This window comes from Bacillus sp. ISL-18, assembly GCF_018613415.1.
Classification (GTDB): Bacteria; Bacillota; Bacilli; order Bacillales; family Cytobacillaceae; genus Neobacillus.
In genome coordinates this window covers 121,184-143,301 of the sequence record NZ_JAGGQG010000019.1, presented here as the reverse complement: position 1 = coordinate 143,301, position 22,118 = coordinate 121,184, and the positions used below count along the sequence as shown (strand labels likewise).

Sequence of the window (22,118 nt, the reverse complement as noted above, 5' to 3'; positions counted from 1 at the left end):
TTGGTGAGGGACGATCTGTTCCGCACCTTTTCTGTATGATGGCAAGTCCTTTCAGTAATAGTAAACGATAGGGGAGAAGGATTTGAAAAGTAAACATGCCAAAAGGCAATTCACGATAGCAGTATTTATTGCGCTGGCAGCCTTTGATAATATTATTATTGGACTATTTCCACCCCTATTTAAGTTTATCGCAAAAGACTTACATGTGGATATAGCTAAATTGGGGATTGTTTCTGCTGTTAATATTATTGTTACAGCCATTTCTTCCGTTTATTGGGGTTATCTTTCTGGAAAATTTAGACGAAAACGATTGATTATGATTGGAACGTTAATTTGGGTAGCGGCTGTGTTTCTAACTGCCATAAGCAAAAGTTATATGCAACTTATCCTTTTTCAAATGATAACGGGAATTGGTTTAGGTTGTATTGCTTCGATCGGGTTTAGTATATTAACAGATTTTATTCACTATGAAAAAAGAGGGACGGTGTTGAGTCTTTGGGGCATGGCACAGGGGCTGGGAGGGATAACTGGATCGTTACTGGCTTCGTTGACTGCAACAAGTCATAGTTGGAGATGGCCCTTTGAAATCGTAGGTATTATTGGTTTTTTTCTGATTTTTTTATATCTTTTTGTAGAAGAACCATCGAGAGGCCAGTCGGACCCTGAATTACTCCATCTTATTAAAAAGGGACAGGCCTATGATCATTTTATTGATGTAAAGCAAATCCGTTCTATTTTATTTAAAAAAAGTAATGTGTTACTATTTTTACAGGCATTTTTTATGAATATTTCAACGGGAAGTCTAATTTGGATTCCGACCTTATTTATATTTAAAATTCAACAGCAAGGATATAGTGTGGAAACAGCCATGATCGCCTCGGGTTATCTTTACGGTATCTTTCAAATTGGCGGGATGACTTCGGCTTATTTCGGTCATCTTGGCGACAAATTACAAAAAAAATCCTATAAAGGGCGAGCTTTTTTTACAGCCATTTTTGTCTTTCTTACGATGCCTTTTTATATCGGAATGTTTAGTATTCCAATGGATCACTTGATATTGCCTCATGACGATCATGCTATTCTGATTTTAGTGAATCTCATTAAACAAATCTTTCTAAATCCGTGGATTGCGTTACTGTTTGTTATATCCTTTTTTGCTTCCGCAGCACAGTCCGCCAATACCCCAAACTGGCTTGCGCTCATTACTGATGTGAATCTTCCTGAACACCGTGGAACAGCCTTTAGTGTTGCTAACCTTTTCAATAGTTTAGGAAGAACGATTGGAAACCTGGGATTCGGTATGCTGCTTGGAGTTATCACTGTCCACCATCAGGAACCAAATAACTATATACTGACCTTATCATTCTTGGAAATTTTTCTAATTCCGTCAGCTTTATGTTATTTATTTATGGCGAAAACCAATATGTCCGATATACATACTATGAAAGAAACATTAAAAATCAGATCGAACAAAATGGAGGAGCAGCATGAGTAATCTACTTCATAAAGGTCAACAAATGATGAACAGGTATTTGGGATTTTTCTTTTTAGCTGTTCTCTTCTTATGGATTAAAACGTATTTAGCACAATTCACACAGTTTAAATTGGGAGTTGCTGGCCCATTTCAGCAGTTTCTATTATTTATTAATCCTCTGGGTTCATCACTACTTTTTTTAGGACTGGCACACTTTTTAAAAGGACGGAAAAAGTATATTTGGCTTATGGTCATCTATTTTTTCTTATCCGCTTTGTTGTACAGCAATATTTTATATTACCGATTCTTTAGTGATTATATTACTTTGCCGACATTAACTCAGACAAAAAATGCTGGAGAAATAGGCGGTAGTGTCATTTCTTTATTAAAACCCTATGACTTTTTATTTTTTATTGATTTTATTCTGCTGCTTATATTACTTTGTTTCAAATTTGTAAAAATCGAAATGAAAGATTTGAAACGGCGGAAAGTTAGTGCATTTTATTCGCTAACCCTAACTATTCTATGTACGAATATAGGACTTGCTGAAATAGACCGTCCTGAATTATTAACGAGAGAGTTTGACCACAATTATTTAATTAAATATATAGGTCTATACAATTACTCCATTAATGATATCGTTCAAAGCACAAAAGCATCAGCACAAAGAGTTTTGGCTGACAGCAATGATATTACAGAAGTTTACAATTATACGAAATCCAATTATGCTGAACCAAATCCTGAGTTCTTTGGAAAAGGCAAGGGAATGAATGTCATCTATTATCATCTCGAATCCTTCCAGAATTTTTTGATTAATTACAAATTACAGGGTGAAGAGGTTACACCATTTTTAAATTCCTTGACCAATGATAAAAACACCCTATATTTTGATAATTTTTTTCATCAAACTTCACATGGAAAAACCTCTGATGCTGAATTTATGCTGGAAAATTCCTTATACGGGCTGTCACAGGGCTCTGCTTACATGTTAAAAGGCTACAACACCTACCAAGCCGCTCCTGCGATATTAGCACAGAAAGGGTATACCTCTGCCGTCTTTCATGGTAATTCGGGAAGCTTTTGGAACCGTAATGTTATTTATAAATCATTTGGATACGATAAGTTTTTTGATTCAAGTTACTATGAGATGAATCCAGAAGATCTGACAGAGTACGGTTTAATGGATAAACCTTTTATTAAGCAGTCCATGCCGATTTTAAGGACTTTACAGCAGCCATTTTATACGAAACTAATAACCTTGACGAATCATTTTCCATTTCCTATTGATAAAAAAGATGCCACGATCAAACCAGCTTCAACCGGTGTCCCATCTGTTGATTCGTATTTTCAAACTGCCCGCTATGCGGATGAAGCTGTAAAGCAGTTTTTTACTGATTTAAAAGAATCCGGATTAGCCGATCATACCATTGTTATTTTATATGGCGACCATTATGGTATTTCAAAGGAAAACAATCCAGAAATGGGGAAAATCCTCGGAAAGGAAATAACTCCTTTTGAGAGCACCGGATTACAAAGAGTGCCTTTATTCATTCACGTACCAGGTATTAAGGGGGGGATCAACCACGAATATGGCGGGCAGATTGATGTTCTTCCAACCCTTCTACACTTGTTAGGGATTGATTCCAAAGAATATATCCAATTCGGTACGGATTTGCTGTCGACCCAGCATGATGACCTGATTCCTTTCCGCAATGGTGACTTTGTTAGTTCGAAAATATCCGCAATTGAAGGAAAGTACTATGACACAGCTACAGGTCAGGAATTAACTGAGGACCAGTTATCTGAGGCAGTGAAAGACCAGAAAATGGTGGATGAAAAGTTAATCCTATCCGATAAAGTGGTAAATGGGGATTTACTTCGGTTCTACTCTCCGAAGGGTTTTATACCCGTAAACCGATCAAATTACCACTATAAAAAAGAGTGATCATACTAGAAAATATGGAGTAAAACAAAAAGTCCTGGCGAAGTAATTTGCCAGGATTTTTTTAGATGCTTTCCGCTTGTAGTTAAAACCATCCCTTTTTCTTAAACCAAAGGAACATCGATAATCCAATAATCCCCATTAATCCAAGTGAATAGCCATAGCCATATTTCCAGGACAATTCAGGCATATTTTTAAAATTCATTCCAAATATTCCTGCGATTAGGGTTAATGGAGCAAAAATAGAGGTCATGATCGTTAGAAATTTCATCACATTATTTGTTTGATGTGAGTTGATTGACAGATAGTTTTCCCGAATGTCTGCTGTTATTTCACGATTCGACATGACCATATCGGACAGTTTTAAAAGATGGTCATAGATATCAGAGAAATATTCTTTTCTATTGATAATATCACTAAGACGATGCGAGTTTAGCATCCGATAAAGCAGGTCACGCATTGGATTAACCGTGTGCATTAAATTAAGTAACATATACCTTGTGTCAAACAATTCATTCAATAAATTGTTCATTGGTTTATTATAGGTATTTTCTTCGATTTCATCTAATTTATCTTCAATACTGTTAATGATCGGGAAGTAATTATCGACTATTTTGTCTAGAATCCGATAAAACACATGTAAACTTCCGAATTTATCCACATCATTTTGAGTAGATGCTTCATCCCAAACCTGGGAAACCTCTTTTGACGGATTAAACTGAAACGTCACAATATATTTCTCGCCAACAAAAAAATCTAACTCTTCTTTTAAAATCTCATTTTCTTTTTCCCGAACAATATGGGTAACAAAAAATGTATGGTCATCATAGTAATCTAATTTTGGTCTTTGGAGTATTTTATTCAGACAATCTTCAATAGCAAGCGGATGAAAATGGAAAATATCTGATAGACATTTGTTCTCTTCATCAGTTGGGTCATTTATATCTACCCAAAATCGGCTATAGTTCTCAAAATTTAGATTGTGGATGGAGCTATGCTTTTCCAGAATATGTTCTTTAGTAACGCCCAAGAATCTTATCATTAGTAACATCCTTTTTTAACTATAAATAATTTTTTTATCAACTTCAATACACTCACTATATCGGAAGGACAGGAAAAGTAAAAGATGAAATTTGTCTAATTCCAGATTTCAACTCTAGAAACAACTTTCCCAATAGAAAAGTAACCTAACCAAAGTACAGAGTTCAATCAAAACTTCTAGCAAAATACCAACAGTCTGCTGATAATTTCTTTCTAGAATAAAACGATTAGTGATGAAAAAATCATTCATCAAAAAGTACTCATCCCATTTTATGAAATAAAGGATTCTTGGCAATTTCTCGCCTATCTAGATTCCCATCCTGCGATAAAACCCTTTGAAACTCAAGAAAAAACACTTGAAGAGTTATTAAGGGGTGTGACGATCCTAATCTACTTGGAAGTGTACCTGTTTGATAGTAAAGTGGACAGTTGACCCCGATACATTGAACCGGATTAAGGAATTCTTAACGGAACTTGAAATACAAATCTTCCAAACCGGTGAGCAGCTGCTCGATCTCATCAAGAAAAACAACCGTGCACTTATTCCTGTCATGCTTGTTACAGAGCGACCGGATCGGGTTGTAGTGAATTTAGCAGCCGGAAAGATTATTCTGTTGATCAGCGGCAGCCCTTTTGCTGTCGTCTTACCTACGGTAATGAAGGACTTTATGGCCTCTATGGAAGATATTTATCAAACGTTCTGGGTGACAAAATTTCTTCAGTTGCTTAGATATATCGTTTCGCAGTCGGTCCGATTGCCTTCGGAAGCCGAATACTGGCCTCGGTCAGCATCTCCATCATAATGAGCATGATGGTTACTTCAATAAAAGAAGGATACGGTACTCCCGTACGACTGCCTGCAATACTTATCGCTAATTGCACCCTAAAAAGCTCAGGGTTATAACTGGTAACCGCTACATATAATCCTGGCACAACGGTAGGCGGCTTAATTTTAGGACAAGCAGCAACAGAGGCCGGCCTGGTTAGTAATATTATGATTATTATTGTCTCGACCGTTGCCATCTCGAATTTTGTTGTTCCGATCAATGCCTTTAGTTTTACTCTTCGAATCATGAAATATATTGTGGTAGCCTTAGCCACGATCTTTGGTTTAGTCGGAGTGGTACTAGGATTCATGATATTGGTCGCCTATATGGTCAAGCTCGATAGCTTTGGCACTTCATCCCTAACGCTGGTTTAGACAAAGCCAAATAAAGAGTAAAAAAAAGGGAGGGGAGGGTACTGAACCGATATTATCTGTATTTAGTTTTTATAAATATGATTATTAATGTGATTATCTTTGTTCCGAAGGTATTGATTCAATATCGGTATGAAGGAGCTGTGATGGGGGTCATATTGGCTATTCCTGTCGGAGTTGCACTGAATTTTATTTACAGTAAAACAATAACAAAGTTCTCACAGCAAGCGCTTCCTGACCTTCCTAAAGAAAAACATAGCGGGATTAAGCGCCTCTATCTGATCAGTATTCAATTGTTTGGTTTTTAGCCGGCCTCGTTACTCTAATTGGTTTTATTGATATATTAGCGCGCTTTGTTAACCCTGAGATGCCTAAATTGCTGCTGTTGGCCATTTATCTAGCTGCCATTTTTCTAATTATTCAGATGCCAACCGAACGGGTCATGTATCTGTTGGAAAATGGTGCTGATGGTACCCAAGAATACATTTATCCATGGGTCACGACAGCCGATTCACTCCGATTGGTTTATAGTCCGAATGAACGTGTCATCTTTTTATTCTCATGTTTTATATGAGCATTTCGCTGATGAGTGTTTCGATTCACTGACATGTTTCGCTCGAGTTAATAAAGGGCTCTTTTAAAAAAGAGGTCAGTAAACAACAGGTCTGGCTGATTCTAGGTGTTTTTACGGGAATTTCGATGGTAGGAATTATTTACTCTAATACGATTCTACTATTAAAATTCGCGACGTACTGGCTCATCGTCCGGTTCGCTTGCGAAGTAATGCTAGTAGGTATTTTCTTCTTTTGGGCTAGGAGGAAAAGAGCATGATATCGTTAAACCAATGGAAAAAAAATCTGCTCATCCTGCTATCTTGTTTCGTTTTGAGCGCATGTGGGTTTAAAGATATTGAGAAGCGTTTCTTTGTGGTTAGTATAGGAGTAGATGCAGCCAAAGATCGTACCAAAAAATATTTAGTTAGCTTGAAATTTGCCGTTCCAGGTCCTTCAAAAGATAGCCCAATTGAATATCAAATTGTTTCCCAAGAAGCATCTCTGAGGCTGTTCGAATCATCAAAACATATTAGCGTAAATGTTTCGGTGATGGGAACATTGGAAGAGGCCTCGAGCCGCGTGCCAATCTCAAAATTATCTGTATATGAGAATACCGCTGAAAAACAGATAAGCAGGAGATTTACAAAAGTGCTTGTAAAGCTGCAAAAAGTACATGTCGACCCGATTGGCTTCGGATTACGATACCATTCAAGGCATTTTAATGACGATGATTGGGAACAATGGAAAAAAATCTATCCTAACCTTGTTTTTAAGGTCCATTCTAAAGTACAAATAGAGGATCCTGGCTTAATTGATTAAAAAGGCATTCCGAATCGGAATGCCTTAGCGTTAAGGATGGTTAGAAAGCAGGGGCTGTTTCCTTGTTGCGCATGGACTGTGGAATATACACACAGAATGGCTCGCTTTCTAAATAATCACCGGTTACCGCATACGTACGTGAACGGGAGCCGCCGCACATTTTATTATATTCACAAACGCCGCATTTCCCTTTATAGTTATCAGGCTGACGAAGCTCTTTAAATACTTTTGCCTCACGGTAAATTTCTGCAAGCGGAGTTTCACGAATATTACCGCCGACAATTGGGAGCAGACCGCTAGGCATTACATCGCCGATATGTGAAACAAAAGCAAATCCATTTCCGTCATTAACCCCTTTTGGAGCACGTTTCAAGCCATCGTGCATGGAAGCAAAATCGGTTGTAATCGAATCTTCGTAGTGAATTTCTCCTTTTTCAATTAAGTGATCCCTGGTTTTTTGCTGAAGGACAACCCGGCGGTAATGCTGAGCAGCCGTTGTTTTAATATCATATGGTGCGGTTTTACTTAACTCATATAACCATCTGAATACTTTTTCATGTTCAGCAGGCGAGATACATGCATCCATTTGCCCTCTGCCTGTTGGGACAAGCAGGAAAATATACCACATCACTGCCCCAAGCTCGTCCACTAATTTTGACATCTCCTCAAGGGAGTCATAATTATACCGAGAAATAACGGTGTTGATTTGTAATGGCATCTCCAGTTCATTTAAATATTTAATTTTTTCAACTGTTAAATCGAATGAACCTGGAGTTCCGCGGAAATGGTCATGGATGGCTGGCGTAGGCCCGTCTAAGCTAAAGCCCCAGCGTGATAGCCCAACTTCTTTAAAAAGCTGCATTTTTTCTTTTGTCACATTAGCTGTTGCACTTGGAGTCATTGAGACACGCATACCTTTTTTAATGGCATAATCAGCAAGTTCGTATAAATCTTCTCTCATCATACAATCCCCGCCAGTAAAAACGAGCATTGGATTATCCATTTCATAGATTTGGTCGATTAGATTGATCCCTTCTTCATGTGTTAATTCCCTAGGATCAGTAGTAAGCTGAGCGTCTGCCCGGCAATGAACACATTTTAGCTGGCATGCCCTGGTTACTTCCCAAATAACAATAAACGGGTTTTCATCATAATCTATCTTTTTTCCTGCTCCATGTGGATGACCCATTTTTTGTGGGTGTCCCTTACTAATTCCTTGCATCATAATCACCAAAATTCATTATTATTTTTCTTACCATTTAAATTGTTTCTATAGTTTTATTATAAATAGGACATTCTTCTTTGGATGAGAGGTTTGTTACAATATTTCTACATTCGTTTAGAACGGATTATATTATTACAATAATGTTACAATTTGATGAAGGGGAATGAATGGAGTTTAAGAGATTTGCAAAACAAACCTGATTATCTGTGGATTTTTCGGCAATCCTTGTTGTCACAATTGATGATTTTTTTTCCATAAATGGCGATAACTTCATTGAAAACCATATCTTTGGCAGTACAACCATCTACAGCTCTCTATTAAGATAAAAGTATCAAAAAAATCGAAGGAGAGCTGCCAACTATGAAAAGGCCTCTATTGTCAGCTGTTGCAACTGCAGGTATCTTATTTGGATCCTTTAGTGGCACTGCAAGTGCACATGAAAATATCTATACCGTCCAATCCGGTGATACGCTCTGGAAAGTCTCGCAAGCTAACCAAATATCCGTGTCGGACTTAAAGGCTTGGAATCAGCTTACAAGTGATACACTCTACATTAATCAAAAACTATCATTACTGGCCCCGCACAGCCATGACACCACTTATACGGTTCAAAGCGGTGATACGCTCTGGAAAATTAGTACTCGCTTTACCATTTCTGTTACCCAGCTTAAATCTATTAATCATTTAACATCAGATACGATTCGAGTAGGACAAGTCCTTAAAGTTTCTTCAGCGGATACCGCTTTACCTGCTCCACAAACTACGGTTTCAAAGGCACAAGTGGTTATTGATGTGGCCAATAAATATATCGGTACACCCTATTTATGGGGGGGGAACACACCGGCTGGATTTGATTGCAGCGGATATACAAAATACGTATTTGAACAAGTAGGAATCTCTATTCCTAGGACTGCTGCCACGCAGTGGTCAGGTTTAAAAGTCGTAAGTACCCCAATTCCGGGAGATCTTGTATTTTTCGAAACCTATGCACCCGGTCCTACCCATGTCGGTATTTATTTAGGGAATAACAAATTCATACAAGCTGGCTCATCAGGAGTTTCGATTGCCGATATGACAAACACGTATTGGAAACCAAGATACCTTGGCGCTCGAACCGTCTTAAATTAATACTTCAAAAATAGGATGTCTTAAAGCGGAAGGACCGTTAGAGATGTCTTTTTTAAGTTTTCAGAAAATCAGAAAATTAATACTTTAAGAATTAGCCGTTTCACTATATACTTATAAAGTGTCTTTTTTTTCTAAATGACTGATGACCTCAAAATCTTCAAAAAATGGAATGGAATGGTTGGAGGCTTAGATGTTAAATTTAACCCTTTTTCGAGAGATTTTTTATCAATCCCGAATCCCGCAGTTAATAAGTACAATCGATTTTACCATGGTCCAATTTAATCCTGCTTTTTGTGAGTTTGTTGGCTATTCTTCCGATGAGCTGGAAAAATTGTCGGTGGAAGAGATTTCTCACCCTGATGATATGATAACCGATACACGGTTATTTAAAGAACTATTAGATAATCAAAGAAATGAATATCAGCTTGAAAAGAGGTATATCCACAAGTCAGGTGATATTAAAACAGGGGTATTAACGGTTTCTAGAATCAAGGAAAAGTTGACGGGTGAAGAGTTTTTACTCGGTCAAGTTCTCGATATCACGGAGAAAAAAGAAATGGAGAACGCTCTAAAATATAGAGAGAAAAAATACCGGCTTCTAGCTGAGCATTCTTCTGATATCATCATGTTACATAAAGTTGATTTTACCTGCCTTTATATTTCTCCTTCCGTTCAAACCTTATTAGGATATCAACCCGAAGAAGTAATTGGAAAAAATCCTCTAGAATTTATCCATCCTGACGATCTTATCGAAATAAGAAAACAGCAAATTTGTGCCCAAGTTGAAGAAATAAAGCTTATTACCTGCCGTTGTCGTAAGAAGGACGGTTCTTTTATTTGGTTTGAATCGACGGTTAAGGCATTGAGTGATCCAGAAACTGGAGAAGTAAAGGAGATCGTAACGGTTTCACGGGATATTGAGCAGCGAATGGAGACGCAGGATCGACTGCGAAAATCTGAAAAATTAGCAGTGGTAGGGCAGATGGCTGCCGCTGTGGCTCATGAGATTCGGAATCCATTAACTCCCATTAAGGGCTTTATGCAGTTGCTAAATGCAGAAAAAGAAATGAACCCGGTTTATTTAAAAATTGTTCTTGATGAATTGCATCGAGTCGAGGTCATTATCTCTGAATTTTTGACAATGGCCAAACCACATACCGAAAAATTAACAAATGTTTATATTGATCAATTAGTTGAACAGGTCGTCCAACTGTTAAAACCCGACGCAAATCTGACAAGTAAGGAGTTGCATTTTTATGTGGAACAGTCGAATTTATCGATTATGGGCGATCCGAATTCGTTAACACAGGTGTTTCTAAATATTATTCAGAATGCGCTTGAGGCGACAGCAAATAGGGGACAGGTTCATATTAGAGTAAGACCGGGAAGCACAGGCGTGACGATCGAAATTATCGATAATGGCTGCGGTATTCCCCGTGAACGATTATCGAAGCTTGGCGAGCCGTTTTACTCAACCAAGGAAAGAGGCACAGGTCTTGGTCTCATGACCTGCTACCGAATTGTCGAGGCGCATCAAGGATGGATCAACATTGAAAGTCAGGAAGGAAATGGGACAAATGTGACCATTTGGCTCCCCTTTCAAACCACTAACAGCTAAATGGCTTGCTGTTGGTCAAAATCTGTTTGCTTTTTAAGCATGATCGTATGGTTAAAATAGCTTTTTAATATAAGCCATTTTGCTGGATAGGAATAAATAAATTCTTCAACTGCTTGTTGGGAATAATAAACGAAATAATCTATTGAGGTATTCGTTTTATGTAAATCATACAGCAATGCATGAGGAACAGTGTAATACTCCTTCAATTGATACGGGTTTAGGGTAACGATCTGAATACTTTGTTCCTCAAGGTATTTTTTAATGGCTTGTTCTTGTAAAATACTACTTTCTTCCTTAGTTAGACCCCCAATGGAAATACGGTCATTAATAAAATATAATCCGTTCATTGTTATCATCCTCTCACGTTCCATTGGTATTGTTATTGACAGGGATAGGTTGAAGTATACTTAGAGAGTGGAAATGATTTTTTGAAGGGGAACAGCTTTTTTGCTTATCTTTTCCTTAATAATAACCTGACAATCACACATTTATTGGTAGTTTTATTCAGAATGAAAGCCGCTGAAAGTGCGAATTATAATCTTGGGTTGAAGGTTCAATCCATTGATCCAGCAGGGATTGTATTGCATTTGATATCCAAATAATGGAGGTAATGACATGAACGCTCAACATACGATTACACACGTTTTTCAATGCCGTCAGCTTTCACAGCAGCTTATTCAGCAGACACAATTAAGTAATCAGCAATACCAACAAATGCTGCAAAACGAGCAGCAAAATGTTCGGATGCTCGAGCAAATGCTGCAAAAAGAAAGAATGGCGGTCCAAACGATTCAGCAAAGCTTACAAGGGCATGAGATAGCGATCCAACGATGCCAAGAAGTTATTGCACAGTGTAATCAATTGGAGAGAGAGCTTGCGGGTCAAATGGGGACATATGGATATCAAACAGGTACAAATGTACAGCCTGCTTTCCAAACCCAGACATTTCAACAAAATCAAACCCCATCATTCCGCTAAAGCTAAAAAGCGCGCACATTTCGATGTGCGTGCTTTTTTTTGTAAAAAAAATAACCCGGCAAATGCCGGGCAAATCAAACCTAATCTATATAAAGGGGGGCGGAGGTTAAAGGTTCTTTAATAGAACCTGTCTATATCTTAAAAGATAAATATGACAAAACTATGAAGGAATAATTAATAGTTTTTGAAGTTTTTAATAGATGCTCATTAGAGTTTATTCTGCAACATTTCCTTCGTAGAAATAAATAAATCATTCTAGGAATAGCATCCCGCTTAATATAAATAACAATAGTGGATATTTACGCTTAAAAGTGAGGGAAAAGTGTGGAGGATTTTTATCAAATTTTAGATGTTCTTCATTATCCTGAAGAAAAAGTCATCGCAACCATCGTCGGTGTAAACGGGTCTGCCTATAAAAAAGAAGGTTCCTCGATGCTCTTTTTTTCGGACGGAACACAAATTGGGATGTTAACAGCAGGCTGTCTAGAAGAAGACCTGGCTGTAAAAGTGAGAGAAGTTTTTCGTAAACAAGAGGCGACGATTATCCAATACGATCTGTATATGGAGGATGATCTTGACTGGGGGCAGGGCGCAGGCTGTAATGGCACAATTGATATATTACTTGAACCGGTAACCGAGCAATTAACAGAGGACCTTCATATGGTTAAAGAACTTCTACGTCAGCAAAAGCCTGTTATTGTCTTAAAAAAACTGGTTGATCTCGGAGAATATGTGTTTATTGAAGAGGACGGGGAGCCATTTGGAAACTGGTCGGGATCATTGCCGACAATTGAATTTACCTCGAAAAGCGGCATCATTACAAGGGATGGGTCATCTATCTTTCAACAAACAATTTATCCAAAACCGCGTTTAATTGTTTTCGGTGCTGGTCCTGATGCAAGACCACTCGTATCATTAGCTGCCGAAACCGGTTTTACAGTCATGGTTTGTGACTGGCGGGAGGCCTTATGTCAAAAGAAGCACTTTCCAGCAGCAACTCTAGTGATCCAGGGGTTTCCACAAGATCTGCTTAAACAAATCTCATTTTCCCCCTATGATTTTATCGTGATTATGACCCATCAATTTAAACGAGATCAAGAGTTAGTTAGAAGAATTTCAAATGAAAATATCCGCTATTTAGGAGTTTTGGGACCTAAAGAAAGAACAAGACGATTGCTAAATGGGGAAGAAATTCCCAAGGGGATGTTTTCGCCGATGGGAACTTCAATTGGGGCGATGGGTCCCGTGGAAATAGCCGTTAGTATCGTGGCACAAATGATTCAAGTATGGAGAAAACCAGCGCACGAAAGAGTTGAACTGCTATGGACCATTCCAGATTAACGGATGTGTGTTAGGAGGTTTTGCTGTGGAGGTAATTGGAAAAAGTGTTATTCGGAAAGATGCACTCGATAAGGTGACAGGTCGGGCCATGTATACGAATGATTATTTTAACAAGCCAATGCTATCCGGAAAAATGGTCATCAGCCCGTATGGTCATGCCAAGATTGTTAGTATTAACACAATGGAAGCATCACAGGTACCGGGCGTCAGAGCGATCCTTGCCGGCCGGCACTTTCCGTTAACAGGGGAAGCGATTCGGGATCGGCCGCCTATCGCGGTTGATAAAGTTCGATACCACGGTGAACCAGTCGCACTTGTCGTAGCAGATACCCCTGCTCAAGCTAAAAAGGCGGCAGACCTAATAAAGGTTCAATATGAATTACTTCCGGTTGTCAATTCACCGACCCAGGCATTTAAACAAGGGGCACCACTGGTCCATGAAGATCTTGGTCACTATGATAAGGATAAGGATTCCCACCCGGTTCCTGGAACCAATATTGCAACCTTGATTAAAATTCGGAAAGGTAATTTGGAGGCTGGCTGGGCAGCGAGTGAAATAGTAGTCCAGGAGAGTTTTTCCTTTGCACCTTCTGATCATGCCGCCATGGAAACAAGATGTGCAACCGCTGAAATCAAGCCGGATGGAACGATCTTAATCATGACTTCATCACAAGCTCCATTTATGGTCAAACGGCTAATTGCACAATACTTTAATGAGGATATGGGGAAAATTATTGTCCATACACCGCTGGTTGGCGGCGCCTATGGAGGGAAAGCAGCAGTCCAATTAGAGGTTCTTGCTTACCTTGGTTCCAAGGCGGTCGGCGGAAAGCCTGTTAAAATACTAAATGAACGCGAACAAGATATTATTACCTCTCCCTGTCATATTGGCTTGGATGCCACTATTAAATTAGGAGCCAATCGGAATGGAAAAATAATGGCTGCGGACATCGAGTTTCTATGGGATGGCGGTGCCTATTCAGATAAGGCAATTGATGTGACCAGGTCTGGGGCAGTCGATTGTACGGGACCCTATAACATTGAAAATGTCTGGTGTAATTCCTACTGTATGTATACGAATCATCCTTATGCTTCGCCATTTCGGGGCTTTAGTCATTCAGAGTTGTCGTTTTGCATGGAACGAACCATGGATATCCTAGCGCAAAGATTAAATATGGATCCGTTAGAGCTGCGCTACCTCAATGCAATTATGCCAGGCCATACCACGCCCACAAGGGTGAAGCTGAATAAAAGCAATGTCGGTAATCTGCAAAAATGTATTGAAAAGGTCCGGGATTTAATGAAATGGGAAGAAGGTGCGATAAAGGAAATAGATGAACGATATGTGAGGGTTAAGGGAGTAAGCGCCAGCTGGAAAACTTCGACTATTGACCCGAACGCACCTTCAGGGGCAATTATTACCTTCAACCGGGATGGAAGTCTTAATTTGATGTCTGGGGTCATTGAAATTGGCACTGGCACTAAAACAATTCTAGCTCAGATCCTAGCCGAACGGTTAAAAATGGATGTGGATAAAATCCATGTCAGAATGGAAGTTGATACCCAAACGACACCTGAACATTGGAAGACCGTGGCGAGCCGTGGTACTTACATGGGCGGAAGGGCTGTCCTTAATGCAGCAGATGATGTGATTCGTCAGTTAAAAGAGACCGCTTCATGTGTCCTGCGGGCACCAATCGAGGATATTGAAGTTGCCAACAGCCGTGTCTTTTTACGGGATGATCCGTCTATCGGTCTTGATTTCAAGGATGTTGGCTACGGCTATCAATACCCAAATGGTAATTCAATTGGGGGGCAAATTATTGGCCGTGGCAAATTTATTTTACGTCATCTAACCCACTTGGACCCGGAAACAGGTGAAGGAAAGCCAGGTCCAGAGTGGACCGTTGCTGCTTATGGGGTTGAAATTGAGTTAGACCGAAGGGATTATACCTATCGACTGTTAAAAGCATGTACGGTAGTGGATATTGGGAAGGTAATGAACGAAAAGGCAGCCCTTGGTCAAGTAATGGGTGCAATGAGCATGGGATTGGCCTTTGCTGGAAGAGAAACTTTTTATTTTGATGAACTTGGCCGAGTTTTAAATCCTCAGCTGCGGACGTATCGGCCGTTACGCTACGGTGAACATCCCGAGTATTTGGTTGGCTTTGTCGAGACACCCCAGATAGATGGACCGTATGGTGCGCGCGGGGTCGGGGAGCATGGTCTAATGGGAATGCCTGGGGCGCTCGGAAATGCTTTATCGATCGCTGCGGGTGTTTCGCTTCGAAATCTTCCGCTCATCCCTGAATTAATCTGGAAGGCAAAGGAGGCGGCTGGTCATGCTCCCCTTTGATTTTGATTATTATCGTCCAGAAACGTTAAAAGAGGCGGTCGATTTATATCAATATTCAGATCAACAGGGGAAGCAGCCATTTTATTTTTCCGGTGGAACAGAATTATTGACGCTCGGAAGAATTGACTTAGCGTACACGGAGGCAGTCATTGACATTAAAGGGATTCCTGAATGCAATGCCATGGAGGTAAGTGGAGACCAATTGTTGCTCGGAAGTTCACTCTCATTAACTGTTATCGAGGAAGCGAATCATTTTCCACTTTTAACGAAAACAGCTAGTCAAGTTGCCGATCATTCGGCGCGCGGGAAAATCACATTGGGCGGCAATATTTGTGCGCGGATTTTTTACAGGGAAGCGGTTCTGCCCTTTTTACTGACTGATAGCAGAGTCATGATTAATGGAGCTGAAGGAAAAAAAATCGTTCCCATTAATGATTTATTTCAAGGACATTTACGCTTAAACAAAGGCGAATTTTTAGTGCAAACGGCTACGGACCTTTCGTTTATTCATGCTCCGTATTTTACAGTTAAACGAAGGCAGCAATGGGAGACCGGTTATCCGCTGATTACGTTGGCTGCCTTAAAAGTTAATCAAAAGATCCGGGTAGCAGTTAGTGGGTTATGTCCATTTCCGTTCCGGTCTTCCGCAGTAGAGGAATCGCTCAATACTCAGGGACAATCGCTTGCAACAAGGATTGACGGAGCTATTGCTGGCCTACCTCAGCCAATTTTAGAAGATATTGAAGGGTCCAAGGAATACCGGCTATTTGTGCTGCGAAATTTACTTTTGGATGCGGTAAAAGCTCTGGAACATGCACAGGATTAAAAGGGGAGGAGAAAGGGTTTGAGAAGCTATCCTATTACGTTGGATGTGAATGGCGAAAGTCACACTTTATCGGTCAGTCCGGCTGATACTCTTTTGTATGCTCTTCGCAGTTATCTTGGTCTGACTGGGGCAAAACCCGGCTGTTTAAATGGTGACTGCGGCGCATGTACGATTAATATTGATTCATGGCCGATGAAGTCATGCTTGATGCTGGCAGTGGAAGCAGTAGGGAAAAAAGTGACGACAATTGAAGGTCTGAATGGAGCTCCGATTCAGACAGCATTTATCGAACATTTTGCCTTTCAGTGCGGTTATTGTACACCTGGATTTATCATGAATTGTCATTCGTTAATCCAACAGCATCCTGATGCGGATGATGAAACGATAAAGGAATGGCTGGAATCCAATATATGCCGCTGCACGAGTTATGCAGAGATAGAAAAAGCTGTAAAATCAGTGTTACGAAAAAGTTAGCAGTGTCTAGTCAAACTAGCCGCTAGGCGTTTTTCTTTTCCCAATAACAAGAATAAGGTGCAAATGGCACCCTATTTCTTGTTCATGTCCAGCTCCAGCGCCCAGCGACTAGTGTACTTCGCCCATCTCCCTACGATAAGTCAACATCGAATCGCTAACGCTCTTCGTGTTTCCTTTATCTCAGTCGATGGGCTCCAGTCCATACGTCGCTAATCGGGCGCTTGCGCTTTTCTAATTTGAAAATAGGTATCCAAAACGCGGCGGCCTATTTTTAGATTCGCCCGATTATCATCTTTGCCATCGTATGCCCAAGGTACGATCACAGCCATCGCGACCACTGGATGAGTGCTGGGAGCATAACTTACCAGACTTAAATTCATGACTGGCGGCGGCTCTTTGCCAAAATGGCTGCGTAAGGGTCCATCATAAAAAGCCTCAGCCGTTCCTGTTTTACCAGCAGGGGAGTAGGGGGCACCTTTAAAAAATTTGTAAGCAGTTCCGCCAGGTTCCTGCATCACTTTTTTAAATCCAACTTGTACACGTCTCAGCCATTCTTTTTTTACATCAATCGTATTTAAAACGGTCGGATTGATTTCCTTCAGCATTGGGCCCAGCGCCTCTCCATCGCTGGCCGATTCCCGGATCTCTTTTACGATATGCGGCTGCATCCGATAGCCTCCATTCGCAATCGTTGAAACATATTGTGCAAGCTGCATTGCCGAATAGGTATCGTATTGTCCAATCACGAGGTCAAGTAAGTAACCAGGAAGCCTGCTTTGGCCCTTGAAACCTGTCTGCTCATTTGGTAAATCAATTCCCGTTCTTGTACCTAATCCAAAGGAGGCGAACGAATTTCTAATTGTTTCAAACGCCTGTTTATTTAAGAAGTTTAACGGCTTGTCGTATTCATAATGGCCTTTGCCAATCCTTATCGCAGTACGGAACATATATACGTTTGACGACTTCTTTAACGCAGTAATTTCATTTAAGCGGCCTAGATAAGCATAGGATTTTTTGATTGGAGTATCTTTAATCTTAATTCCAGCATCATCAAAATAAGTATTTGGGGAAATAGCGCCTGTTTTATATCCCGTTAAAATCGTAGCCCCTTTTACAGTAGAGCCTACACTATAGGTGGTCGTAAACGTTCCGAGCGCATCATCTATCATAGCTGCTCTTCCAGTTTTCCTGTCTTTGACGATTTTTTTTCCTGACATCGCGAGTACATCCCCGGTGTGGGGATCCATTAAGACCACATAGGCCCGGTCGGTAAATCGGGTCCCCGGCCATCTCTTTGCAGCCCAAAGCTCTTCTTCAATAATTTTATCAACAGCGGATTGCAAATCCATATCAATAGATAACACCAGGTCTTTACCTTTGCTGCCTGCCAACACGGTTTCGGTTTCAATGACATTGCCTGCTTTGTCTGTGATATTTTTTACCTTTGATTTAGTTCCGTGCAGGACATCCTCGTATTGCATTTCCAGTTGACTTTTTCCAACCCGGTCATTTCGGTTATAGCCTCTGGCCAAAAAATGTTCTAACTGATCCGCAGGAAGACCTTCTCCGGAATTCGTCACGTTTCCTAAAACAGACCTTAATGTATTGCCATAGGCATAGGAACGGTCCCAATCCGTGGTCGTTTCCACCCCAGGAAGGGATTGTAGATTTTCACTGACAACGGCATATTCCTTCTCGGTGACACCTTCATTCTTAACCATCTCCGGGATAAATTTATAGCCTTTGCTAAATTGCCGATAAATCGCTAATATTTCAAGATCATTAGGTGTTAATTGATTTAATTCTTCGGTTGTGATTCTCGCCAATTTTAATTTGTAAAGATCTTGATCTGTTAGTTTCTTGTTAGCATATAAAGCTTTTTCTTGTTCCGATATTTTGGCGTCAGCTTGTTCAGGATTCTTCATCATCCAAAAGTCTAACTTTTCCCTCTCACTGATCATATCTGTTTTTTGCTCAATGAGCTTTGCAAGATTCGCAGCTGTTTTCAGCATATCTGTCTGACTAAAGCCTTCATTGGTAAAGGAAATGGCGCTCTTGGGGACATTATCAACAACCACTTGATAATCTCTGTCAAATATCTTACCTCTAGGGACAGGGTTACTGACAGTTATATCTTCTTTCCTTTCCAGATCCCTTTTAAAGTTTTCTCCGTAAACAATTTGAACGAAACCTAATCTTAGAATTAGAACAGAAAATAAAAAAAACACTCCAAAAAAAAGCAAATTTAAGCGAAAAGGAAAATGAGATTTTTTCTTTTTCTGCTTTTCCAAATGGGTCGCACATCCTTTTATTCAAATAGTTTCCATTACTTTATTATGCCTGATTGTAATAGAAATATAGGTGAATTTGGGTAATCCATTTATTTTCTAGCATAGTAATGGGGCAGGATCCTTAAAAACTAAAAGAAGTGAGTTTTTAGAAACTTCACTAATATTTGAATTTTTACTTTATAATAAATGAGTATGAAGTCAGATAGGGGGTCGTCTATAAATGGAGCAGAACATGGTTCAACCATCCTCATTAAAAAAGGCATTGGAACAATTTAACCAGCTGGACGAGAAAATAACGCACTACTCTAGTATCTTGGGATTAGTTGATTGGGACCAAAAAGTGATGGCGCCGAAAAAAGGCCGCAGCGTTTTTGCCAAAGCCACCGGAACTTTACGAACCGAAATCTTTCAGTTGTCGGTTTCACCGGAAATGGGCCAATTGTTAGAAACACTTACTCTAAAAGAAAATCGGTCTCAGTTGGACCAAGTGACAAAGGCAAAAGTACGCGAATATCACAATTATTATCAAAAATCTCAAGCTATACCTGCTGATTTGTTCAAGGAATATAGTATTCTAACTGCTCAGGCCAATGATGCTTGGGAAGAAGCTAGAGAAAACAATGATTTTGCCAGCTATCTGCCCTTTTTAGAAAAAATAATTGACTACAAACGCCAATTTGCTGAAATATATGGCTATGATGACCACCCTTATGATGCTCTGCTCGATGAGTATGAGCCAGGATTAACGGTGAAAAGATTGGATCCATTATTTGCAAAATTGCGGAAATCTAGTGTGCACTTATTAAACCGAATCAGGAAGGATGGTCAACCAACAAAAGTGGAGATGTTTAATCAATCCTTTGAGATTGAAAAACAAAAGGCCTTTAATCGGTTTATTTTACCTTTGATTGGTTTTGATATGCAGGCCGGGCGACTTGATGAAACAGTCCACCCGTTTGCGCAAACCGTTAATATTGGAGATGTCCGTTTAACAACGCGTTATTTAGAAAAAAATGTGCGCTCGGCATTATTTGGGACGATTCATGAGGCAGGTCATGGCATTTATGAACAGCATATCAATCCAAGCTACGAAGAATCCGTACTCCAGAGTGGGGCATCTTTTGGAATTCATGAATCACAATCGAGATTTTTAGAAAATATGATCGGCCGCAGCAGGGAATTTTGGCATTTCTTTTTTCCAAAGCTTGCCGAGTATTTTCCCGTTCAATTGCAGGATGTGACGGAGGAGGAATTCTATCGGGCTGTTAATACCGTTGAGCCTTCAATGATTCGTGTAGAGGCAGATGAACTCACCTATAACCTGCATATTATGCTGCGCTATGAAATCGAAAAAGCCTTAATCGGCGGAGAAATTGAAGCTAGGGATTTACCGGTGATTTGGAATCAGAAAATGAGGGATTACCTGGGGATTACGCCTAGTACAGATACAGAAGGAGTCTTGCAGGATGTACACTGGTCCTTTGGCGGAATTGGCTATTTTCCTTCGTACTCATTAGGAAACTTATATGCAGCGCAAATTCTCCGCACCATTCAACAGGACATCCCGGATCTCTACAGCCAGATTGAAAACGGCAAGCTTGAGATAATTCAAGACTGGTTGAAGGAGAATATCCATCAGTATGGAAAACTTTATACTCCGAATGAGTTAATTGTTAAAGTAACTGGTGAGGAGTTAAATGCCGATTACCTCATCGAATATCTGGAGAAAAAATATACAGAGGTATATGGCCTATAAAAAGCATTGACATCTTTATCCCAGTTTAGTATATTAATAGTAATTAAATATTTCCTTTTAAAGGGGAGTAGCTGCTACAATAAAGTCGTCATTTCGAGAATTAACATTCTCCGGGTTTATTGGCAACATGAACGTTGTTAGCAAGACCTTTACTTTACTGTAAAGGTCTTTTCTGTGTTTTTTAGGCCTTTACTGTTACAGTAAAGGCCTATTTTTATGGCGTAAGGGAGTATTTGAAAAAATGGACCCTAAGGGAGGAATTAGGTATGGATGTTACTTTATTATTGGAATATGGCTGGGTGTTACTCATTTTGGTCGCTTTAGAAGGACTGCTAGCAGCAGACAATGCCCTCGTCCTAGCGATTATGGTCAAACATCTTCCGGAAGAAGACCGAAAAAAAGCATTGTTCTATGGTTTAGCAGGGGCGTTTATATTCCGTTTTGCCTCTTTATTTGTTATTTCGTACCTTGTAGACGTTTGGCAGGTGCAGGCTATTGGAGCACTATATTTAATTTTTATGGCAGTAAACCATATTTTCCGGAAAGTAGTTAAGAAGAAAGGAGAAGACAAGGTTGAAACAGTTCCTAAGAAGAGCAGCGGATTTTGGATGACGGTATTCAAGGTGGAAGTAGCCGATATTGCCTTTGCCGTTGATTCAATTCTGGCAGCCGTAGCGATGGCAGTGGTTCTTCCAGACACGCCGCTTCCAAATATCGGCGGCCTTGATGGTGGTAAATTCCTTGTCATATTCGCTGGTGGTATTATTGGCCTTGTCATCATGCGATTTGCGGCAAATCAATTCGTAAAACTGTTGGAACGGAGACCTGGACTTGAAATTGCTGCCTTTACGATTGTGGGCTGGGTAGGAGTAAAGCTTGCCGTATATACACTGTCACATCCATCATTAGCTATATTAAATGAAGAATTTGCCCATTCCACGGAATGGAAGGTAAGCTTTTATTTGGTGTTAGTTGGAATTGCAGCAGCAGGATGGGTCTTTTCAAGAGAGCACCGAGAAACAAAAAAAGCAAATGTTTAAGAAAGGACTCGCCATTTGGCGAGTTTTCCTTTATTCTCTAAGGTAGTGTCCTTTTAT

20 protein-coding genes and 1 pseudogene are annotated in these 22,118 nt (G+C 39.9%); 16 read left to right on the top strand and 5 right to left on the bottom strand.

The annotated features are described in order from the left end of the window. Positions 1–82: 82 nt before the first annotated feature. Together J7E81_RS23880 and ltaS are read left to right on the top strand one after the other, a co-directional pair. Positions 83–1,495: an MFS transporter gene (locus J7E81_RS23880; protein ID WP_215046208.1), complete on the top strand. Its 1,413-nt coding sequence runs from the start codon at positions 83–85 to the stop codon at positions 1,493–1,495. Further along, positions 1,488–3,419, top strand: coding sequence for a lipoteichoic acid synthase (ltaS, locus tag J7E81_RS23875; RefSeq protein ID WP_215046207.1), 1,932 nt, complete (start codon positions 1,488–1,490; stop codon positions 3,417–3,419). Before J7E81_RS23880 ends, ltaS begins: the two co-directional genes overlap by 8 nt. Positions 3,420–3,501: 82 nt before the next feature. Here ltaS and corA read toward each other — a convergent pair whose 3' ends face one another. Then, positions 3,502–4,458 (bottom strand): magnesium/cobalt transporter CorA, encoded by a 957-nt coding sequence (corA, locus tag J7E81_RS23870; RefSeq protein WP_215046205.1) that lies wholly within the window; start codon positions 4,456–4,458, stop codon positions 3,502–3,504. Between the two features lie 409 nt (positions 4,459–4,867). On the opposite strand from corA, the gene J7E81_RS23865 reads away from it, so the two are divergent. Then, positions 4,868–5,260: a spore germination protein gene (locus J7E81_RS23865; RefSeq protein WP_215046203.1), complete on the top strand. Its 393-nt coding sequence runs from the start codon at positions 4,868–4,870 to the stop codon at positions 5,258–5,260. Here J7E81_RS23865 and J7E81_RS23860 read toward each other — a convergent pair. After that, positions 5,199–5,390, bottom strand: a pseudogene (locus J7E81_RS23860) (spore germination protein); the annotation flags it as partial. The gene J7E81_RS23865 and the pseudogene J7E81_RS23860 sit on opposite strands and share 62 nt — an antisense overlap. 61 nt (positions 5,391–5,451) lie before the next feature. Between J7E81_RS23860 and J7E81_RS23855 the strand changes: the two are divergent. The 4 genes from J7E81_RS23855 to J7E81_RS23840 all read left to right on the top strand — a co-directional run bounded on the left by J7E81_RS23855 (position 5,452) and on the right by J7E81_RS23840 (position 7,028). Then, on the top strand, positions 5,452–5,658 hold the full coding sequence (locus J7E81_RS23855; protein WP_251028839.1) for a spore germination protein: 207 nt from the start codon (positions 5,452–5,454) through the stop codon (positions 5,656–5,658). A gap of 77 nt (positions 5,659–5,735) precedes the next feature. After that, complete coding sequence (locus tag J7E81_RS23850; protein WP_215046201.1) at positions 5,736–5,963, top strand: hypothetical protein; 228 nt, start codon at positions 5,736–5,738, stop codon at positions 5,961–5,963. Positions 5,964–6,022: 59 nt separating this feature from the next. Beyond that, positions 6,023–6,229: a hypothetical protein gene (locus J7E81_RS23845; RefSeq protein ID WP_215046199.1), complete on the top strand. Its 207-nt coding sequence runs from the start codon at positions 6,023–6,025 to the stop codon at positions 6,227–6,229. Positions 6,230–6,482: 253 nt separating this feature from the next. Further along, on the top strand, positions 6,483–7,028 hold the full coding sequence (locus tag J7E81_RS23840) for a Ger(x)C family spore germination C-terminal domain-containing protein (protein ID WP_215046197.1): 546 nt from the start codon (positions 6,483–6,485) through the stop codon (positions 7,026–7,028). Between the two features lie 40 nt (positions 7,029–7,068). Here J7E81_RS23840 and J7E81_RS23835 read toward each other — a convergent pair whose 3' ends face one another. Beyond that, on the bottom strand, positions 7,069–8,250 hold the full coding sequence (locus J7E81_RS23835) for a TIGR04053 family radical SAM/SPASM domain-containing protein (RefSeq protein ID WP_251028838.1): 1,182 nt from the start codon (positions 8,248–8,250) through the stop codon (positions 7,069–7,071). 363 nt (positions 8,251–8,613) lie between these two features. Between J7E81_RS23835 and J7E81_RS23830 the strand changes: the two genes are divergently transcribed. Both J7E81_RS23830 and J7E81_RS23825 read left to right on the top strand, forming a co-directional pair. Further along, positions 8,614–9,381, top strand: coding sequence for a C40 family peptidase (locus tag J7E81_RS23830; protein WP_215046195.1), 768 nt, complete (start codon positions 8,614–8,616; stop codon positions 9,379–9,381). Positions 9,382–9,571: 190 nt separating this feature from the next. Continuing rightward, entirely contained in the window at positions 9,572–10,999 is a 1,428-nt protein-coding gene (locus tag J7E81_RS23825) for a PAS domain-containing sensor histidine kinase (RefSeq protein ID WP_215046193.1), read from the top strand. Here J7E81_RS23825 and J7E81_RS23820 read toward each other — a convergent pair. Further along, entirely contained in the window at positions 10,996–11,346 is a 351-nt protein-coding gene (locus tag J7E81_RS23820; protein WP_215046191.1) for a hypothetical protein, read from the bottom strand. The genes J7E81_RS23825 and J7E81_RS23820 overlap by 4 nt on opposite strands. A 268-nt stretch (positions 11,347–11,614) precedes the next feature. Between J7E81_RS23820 and J7E81_RS23815 the strand changes: the two genes are divergently transcribed. The 5 genes from J7E81_RS23815 (at position 11,615) to J7E81_RS23795 (ending at position 16,974) form a co-directional block, all read left to right on the top strand. Further along, positions 11,615–11,977 (top strand): hypothetical protein, encoded by a 363-nt coding sequence (locus tag J7E81_RS23815; RefSeq protein ID WP_215046189.1) that lies wholly within the window; start codon positions 11,615–11,617, stop codon positions 11,975–11,977. A 324-nt stretch (positions 11,978–12,301) separates the two neighbouring features. Continuing rightward, positions 12,302–13,318: an XdhC family protein gene (locus J7E81_RS23810; RefSeq protein ID WP_215046187.1), complete on the top strand. Its 1,017-nt coding sequence runs from the start codon at positions 12,302–12,304 to the stop codon at positions 13,316–13,318. A gap of 88 nt (positions 13,319–13,406) precedes the next feature. Next, positions 13,407–15,674 (top strand): xanthine dehydrogenase family protein molybdopterin-binding subunit, encoded by a 2,268-nt coding sequence (locus tag J7E81_RS23805; RefSeq protein ID WP_215046402.1) that lies wholly within the window; start codon positions 13,407–13,409, stop codon positions 15,672–15,674. Next, the gene (locus J7E81_RS23800; RefSeq protein ID WP_215046185.1) at positions 15,661–16,500 is read left to right on the top strand and encodes an FAD binding domain-containing protein; all 840 of its coding nucleotides are present in this window, start codon (positions 15,661–15,663) and stop codon (positions 16,498–16,500) included. Before J7E81_RS23805 ends, J7E81_RS23800 begins: the two co-directional genes overlap by 14 nt. An 18-nt stretch (positions 16,501–16,518) precedes the next feature. After that, entirely contained in the window at positions 16,519–16,974 is a 456-nt protein-coding gene (locus J7E81_RS23795) for a (2Fe-2S)-binding protein (RefSeq protein WP_215046183.1), read from the top strand. A gap of 209 nt (positions 16,975–17,183) precedes the next feature. Here J7E81_RS23795 and J7E81_RS23790 read toward each other — a convergent pair whose 3' ends face one another. Then, complete coding sequence (locus tag J7E81_RS23790; protein WP_215046182.1) at positions 17,184–19,265, bottom strand: peptidoglycan D,D-transpeptidase FtsI family protein; 2,082 nt, start codon at positions 19,263–19,265, stop codon at positions 17,184–17,186. A gap of 220 nt (positions 19,266–19,485) precedes the next feature. On the opposite strand from J7E81_RS23790, the gene J7E81_RS23785 reads away from it, so the two are divergent. Beyond that, positions 19,486–21,021, top strand: a complete 1,536-nt coding sequence (locus J7E81_RS23785) for a carboxypeptidase M32 (RefSeq protein ID WP_215046180.1) — start codon at positions 19,486–19,488, stop codon at positions 21,019–21,021. A 266-nt stretch (positions 21,022–21,287) separates the two neighbouring features. Continuing rightward, positions 21,288–22,061, top strand: a complete 774-nt coding sequence (locus tag J7E81_RS23780; RefSeq protein ID WP_215046178.1) for a TerC family protein — start codon at positions 21,288–21,290, stop codon at positions 22,059–22,061. Positions 22,062–22,118: the final 57 nt, after the last annotated feature.

Bases quoted from the DNA above. Each gene is read 5' to 3' on its own strand.
- J7E81_RS23825 (WP_215046193.1), top strand. From the start codon at position 9,572: ATGTTAAATTTAACCCTTTTTCGAGAGATTTTTTATCAATCCCGAATC.
- ltaS (WP_215046207.1), top strand. From the start codon at position 1,488: ATGAGTAATCTACTTCATAAAGGTCAACAAATGATGAACAGGTATTTG.
- J7E81_RS23850 (WP_215046201.1), top strand. From the start codon at position 5,736: ATGATTATTAATGTGATTATCTTTGTTCCGAAGGTATTGATTCAATAT.
- J7E81_RS23800 (WP_215046185.1), top strand. From the start codon at position 15,661: ATGCTCCCCTTTGATTTTGATTATTATCGTCCAGAAACGTTAAAAGAG.
- J7E81_RS23830 (WP_215046195.1), top strand. From the start codon at position 8,614: ATGAAAAGGCCTCTATTGTCAGCTGTTGCAACTGCAGGTATCTTATTT.
- J7E81_RS23805 (WP_215046402.1), top strand. From the start codon at position 13,407: ATGTATACGAATGATTATTTTAACAAGCCAATGCTATCCGGAAAAATG.
- J7E81_RS23820 (WP_215046191.1), bottom strand. From the start codon at position 11,346: ATGAACGGATTATATTTTATTAATGACCGTATTTCCATTGGGGGTCTA.
- J7E81_RS23840 (WP_215046197.1), top strand. From the start codon at position 6,483: ATGATATCGTTAAACCAATGGAAAAAAAATCTGCTCATCCTGCTATCT.
- J7E81_RS23855 (WP_251028839.1), top strand. From the start codon at position 5,452: ATGATTATTATTGTCTCGACCGTTGCCATCTCGAATTTTGTTGTTCCG.
- J7E81_RS23780 (WP_215046178.1), top strand. From the start codon at position 21,288: ATGGATGTTACTTTATTATTGGAATATGGCTGGGTGTTACTCATTTTG.
- J7E81_RS23845 (WP_215046199.1), top strand. From the start codon at position 6,023: ATGCCTAAATTGCTGCTGTTGGCCATTTATCTAGCTGCCATTTTTCTA.
- J7E81_RS23815 (WP_215046189.1), top strand. From the start codon at position 11,615: ATGAACGCTCAACATACGATTACACACGTTTTTCAATGCCGTCAGCTT.
- J7E81_RS23835 (WP_251028838.1), bottom strand. From the start codon at position 8,250: ATGCAAGGAATTAGTAAGGGACACCCACAAAAAATGGGTCATCCACAT.
- J7E81_RS23785 (WP_215046180.1), top strand. From the start codon at position 19,486: ATGGAGCAGAACATGGTTCAACCATCCTCATTAAAAAAGGCATTGGAA.
- corA (WP_215046205.1), bottom strand. From the start codon at position 4,458: ATGATAAGATTCTTGGGCGTTACTAAAGAACATATTCTGGAAAAGCAT.